Origin of the sequence: Pseudomonas sp., from assembly GCF_035277045.1 — a bacterium.
In the GTDB taxonomy this organism is placed as follows: domain Bacteria; phylum Pseudomonadota; class Gammaproteobacteria; order Pseudomonadales; family Pseudomonadaceae; genus Aquipseudomonas.
The window spans coordinates 1-4,557 of the sequence record NZ_DATELE010000152.1; the positions used below are offsets into that span (position 1 = coordinate 1).

Annotated in this window: 4 protein-coding genes; 2 read left to right on the forward strand and 2 right to left on the reverse strand. The window is 65.1% G+C overall.

Going from position 1 to position 4,557, the window contains the following annotated elements:
* On the forward strand, positions 1–366 hold a 366-nt coding region (locus tag VJS90_RS07025), incomplete at its 5' end, for a GNAT family N-acetyltransferase (protein WP_324120389.1).
* A gap of 137 nt (positions 367–503) precedes the next feature.
* The gene (locus VJS90_RS07030) at positions 504–1,982 is read left to right on the forward strand and encodes a methylenetetrahydrofolate reductase C-terminal domain-containing protein (protein ID WP_324120391.1); all 1,479 of its coding nucleotides are present in this window, start codon (positions 504–506) and stop codon (positions 1,980–1,982) included.
* 63 nt (positions 1,983–2,045) lie between these two features.
* Here VJS90_RS07030 and VJS90_RS07035 read toward each other — a convergent pair whose 3' ends face one another.
* Both VJS90_RS07035 and VJS90_RS07040 read right to left on the reverse strand, forming a co-directional pair.
* The gene (locus VJS90_RS07035) at positions 2,046–3,887 is read right to left on the reverse strand and encodes a bifunctional diguanylate cyclase/phosphodiesterase (protein ID WP_324120393.1); all 1,842 of its coding nucleotides are present in this window, start codon (positions 3,885–3,887) and stop codon (positions 2,046–2,048) included.
* A 102-nt stretch (positions 3,888–3,989) separates the two neighbouring features.
* On the reverse strand, positions 3,990–4,557 hold a 568-nt coding region (locus tag VJS90_RS07040; RefSeq protein WP_324120395.1), incomplete at its 5' end, for an amino acid permease.

Consider the following 4,557-nt stretch of genomic DNA (forward strand, 5'->3'; position numbering starts at 1 on the left):
GCGGGGCGCGAGTGGCACTGGATGATCCGTTTGCGTGAGCAACCGGCGCAGTGCATCGGCAGCATCGGCCTGTACGATCAGCCTGGCAACAACCGAGGCTTCTGGCTTGCGCCGCCATGGCAAGGCAAGGGCTACATCCGTGAGGCTTGCGCGGCCATCAATGCCTACTGGTTCGAAACGCTCGCCCGTCCTGTCATGCAGGTGCCCAAGGCGGTGGAAAACCACGCATCGCGCAAGGTTTCCCAGCACGAGGGCATGCGGATGGTCGGCACCAAGGCCGGCAACTTCGTCGCGGGTCCGATGCTCAAGGAGATCTGGGAGATGACACGCGCCGAGTGGTTGCAAGGCGCCGCAGGGCACCGGTAACGGCGAAAGACACCGGACGTGGTTGCTCGACGATGCCCGGTGTCCGGATCTCATGCAAAACCTGCGCGCGCGGACAAACACCCGCCCACCGCGGGCGCCATACTGCCCGCCTGACCTTCATCCGCTGCGAGCACGCCATGGGCCTGTTGAAAACCTCACTGGGCGAAAACCAGTTCGTGTGCATCATGGAATTCGTCCCCAAGCCGTCCGCGGAGCGCTTCGCGGCCCTTGAGTCGATCATGGCACGCACCCACCTGTGCGGCTGGCCGTTGACCGTGGCGATCGGCGACCGGGTCGCCAGCGCGCTGGACATGTCGCCGCTGGACGCATTCGGCAGCTTTACCAAGGGTCTGCCCGCGCTGCCGCACTTTTCAGGCAAGGCCCGCGAGCGCGACGACCTGCTGGCCCAACTGCCGCGCATGGATGCCGCGGGCCTCGACCAGTTGCTGATTCTCACCGGCGACCGGCTCCCCGGGCACGTGCCAGGGCAGCGCCCCGTGCGCTACCTCGAGTCGGTCGCGGCCTTGCAGGTGGTTCGCCAGGCGCGCCCCGACTGGCTGCTCGGCGCCGCCCTCAATCCATTCAAGTACGTCGAGGAAGACGGCGGCGCGCAGTACTTCAAGGCCGAGAAGAAACTCAGCGCCGGCGCTGACTTCATGACCCTGCAGCTGGGCTACGACGACCGCAAGCACCTCGAAGCCCTGCACTGGATGAACCGCCAGCGCGCGCCGAAACCTCTGATCGCCTGTCTCATGGCCCTCACCCACGGCCGCGCCAGCATGCTCGAACAGGTCGCGGGCGTGACCGTGACCCCGTCCATGCTCGAGGTGCTCGCCGCCGAGCTCGCCGTGTCGAAGCAGCATGCCCAGCAGCGCAGCCTGCAGCGCCTGGCGGTGCAGATCACCGGGCTCAAGCTGATGGGATACGCCGGCGTGCACCTTTCAGGGATCCACGACCTTGCCCAGTTCGAAGCGCTGGAGCGGGAGATCGAAGCCGCCCAGGCACACCTGCAGACCCTGGAGCAATGGGCGCCAGCCTGGGCGGCCAGCTGGCAGATGCCGGGCCTGCCCGCCGTGAGGTTCAACCCAGCGGGTGCGTACTGGCGGCTCGGGGAGTCCCATGTCAGTGCCAGTCCCCAGGAGAAGGCGCGGTACTACCTGATGTCCGGCGCGCATGCGCTGATGTTCAACCGCCGCGGCTGGCTGGGCCGCGCGTTCGGCTGGGCAGTGACACGACCAGTCTGGTCCACCGCCAACGGCGCACGCGTGCTGCATGGTCTGGAGCGCGGCATCAAGCGGCCGATGCTCGGCTGCGACACTTGCGGGCGCTGCCGGCTGGAAGACACGCTCTACATATGTCCCGAGACCTGCCCCAAAGGCCTGGCCAACGGTCCCTGCGGGGGTACCTCGCTCAACCGCTGCGAGTTTGGCGACCGCGAGTGCGTGCACAGCGTCAAGTACCGAACCGCCAAGTCGGTCAACAAGAGCGCCGTGCTGACCGACCGCCTCATTCCGAGCATCGAGGTCCAGGGCCGGCACCGCAGTTCCTGGCCTGCCTGGTTCGACGCCGCCCGCGGGGGTGTCCGTGTACCCTGCGAGCATCGCACAATCCTGTAATACTGCGCCCCGGCGAGGGCTTTGCCCTCGATCGCGGCACAAGGCGCGCTCCCACATTTACCCTCAGCCATACCCCTCCGCGATCCGATAATGATTGCGCCCTTTGCGCTTGGCCTCGTACATCGCATGGTCCGCGCGTCCAAGCACGTCCTCGGGCGTCACTGTCCCGCCCTGCTCGCGGTAGATGACGATGCCGATACTCGCGCCGATTTTTACGTCATGCCCTGACAGCTGGAAGGGGCTGGACAGCGTATCGCAGAGCTTCAGCCCGATGCTCTGGGCCGCGGCTTCGGAAACCTCGGACAACGCCAGCACCACGAATTCGTCCCCCGCCAGGCGAATCACCAGATCCTCGGCACGCACGACGCCAAGCATGCGCCGGGCAGCCGCTTGCAACAGCAAATCGCCGGTTTCATGGCCCCATTGATCGTTCACCGACTTGAAGCCGTCCAGGTCGATGAAAAACAGTGCGAAGGCGTTCTGCCTGTCCAGCAGGCGCGCAAGCTCGCGCTGCAGCACGGTGCGGTTGGGCAGCCCGGTCAGCGCGTCGATCGAGGCCCGGTCCACCAGCGCCTTTTCGGTGTTCTTGCGCTCCGTGACATCGAGAGACATGACGAAAAAGCCTTCCACCTTGCCGTGGCGCACGTCGGGGACGTAGCTGGCTCGCCAGATCCTGCTGTCGGTGGGGCTGTAGCGGATGTCATCCGCCTCAACGCGATGGCCCTGCAGCGCCTGCTGGAAAAAGGGCAGCAGTTGCTCATAGACCTCATGCGGCAACACATCCGCGACCCGCTTGCCCTGCAGATAACTGGGATCGACGCCGAAAATGTCCTTGTACACCGCATTGTTGAAACGGTACTTGAGGTCAGGCCCGATGTGCGAGACCAGCACCGGCAGGTTGTCGGCGATCGCCTGCAGGGTTTCCTGGCTGCGCAGCAGCGCATGGGTACGCTCGGCCACCTGATGTTCAAGGCGCGCCTGATAGTCCTCGAGCAGCAGCTGGCTGCGCTTGCGCTCGCTGATGTCACGCACCTGGGCGACCAGGTTGCGAGGCGCACCGGCATCGTCGCGGATCACGGCAATGCTGGTCTCGACCCAGGTCTGCCCACCCTGCCGGGTGACCAGGCGCCCTTCGAGGGTGTAGTGCTTGCGCTGCCCGTCGATCAGTTCGCGCAGCAAGGCTGGCGCGGTGTCCAGGTCGGCGGGAAGAATGATCTGCTGGGCGGTCGTGAGCACCAGCTCTTCCGGGTTATAGCCTGAGATCTTGCAGAATTCGCGATTCACTTCGAGAAAGCGCCCGTCCAGGTCAAGAATGGCCTCGCCTGACGGCGTTTCACGGAACACCGCGCGAAATTGCGCCTCGCTCGAGGTTTTCGCCCGGCGCTGGGCTTGCTCGACCACGCGGGCATCGATGGCCAGGCTGCGCTGCATCAGCTCGCGCTCGACGATACGGGCCAGGTCGCGCAGGCTGTGCAGCTGCTCGTCGGTCAGCGCCCGTGGACCGGTGTCCAGCGCGCACAGGGTACCCACCGTCAGGCCATCAGCGAAACGCAACGGCACGCCGGCATAGAAACGGATGTGGGGCGTGCCGGTTACCAGGGGATTGTCGGCGAAGCGCGGGTCGGCCTCGGCGTCCGGGATCACCAGCGCCTCATCGACGTGCAGCGCGTGCGCGCAAAAGGCGATGTCGCGGGACGTCTCGGCCACGTCCAGGCCCTGGCAGGACTTGAACCACTGCCGGTTCAGGTCCACCAGCGACACCAGCGCGATCGGCACGCCCAACAGCGTGCGGGTCAGGCGGGTGATCCGGTCGAAGCTCTCTTCCGGGGGCGTATCGAGAATGTTCAGACTCGCAAGGAAGCACAGCCTTGCAGCTTCGTTCAGGGGCGGTGGAGCGATCTGCATGAAGGCCTCGTGCGTGTCAGCAGCAATGTTCTGGCACAACCATAGCCAGAGATGCCAGCGGACCACAACCTCCGCGCGTTCATGCAGCGCGCCCGCCGCGCATCAGGGTCGGCTGCTGACGATCCCGGAACTGACCGCCCCCCTGCCACTGCGGTGACGGCTTAGCGACACCAGCAAGATGAACACCGTCACTCCGGCGGTCATCAGTGTCTCGTACCGGTAGGCATCGCTGAACAGCATGTAGCCAAGAACCAGGGTGATGGTGCCGATGACCAGCCATGTCAGCCAGGGGAACAGCCACATCTTGAAGCTCAGCTCGGTGCCCTCGCGCTCGATGCGAGCACGAAGGCGCAGCTGGCAGACGGCGATGACCAGATACACGAGCAAGGCGATCGCGCCCGTAGTCGACAGCAGGAAAGTGAATACCTTGCCTGGAAACACATAATTGACCAGGCAACCTCCAAACCCTGCCAAGGTCGACAGGACAACCGCCAGGGTCGGTACCCCGTTGCCCGAGACACGCTTGATCAAGGTCGGCGCTTCGCCTCGCGCGCTCAGCGAATACAGCATTCGCGAAGCCGTATACAGCCCGGAGTTCATGCAACTGGTGACGGCGACCAGGACCACGAGATCGACCACCAGCTTGGCACCGGGCACGTTCAGAATTTCC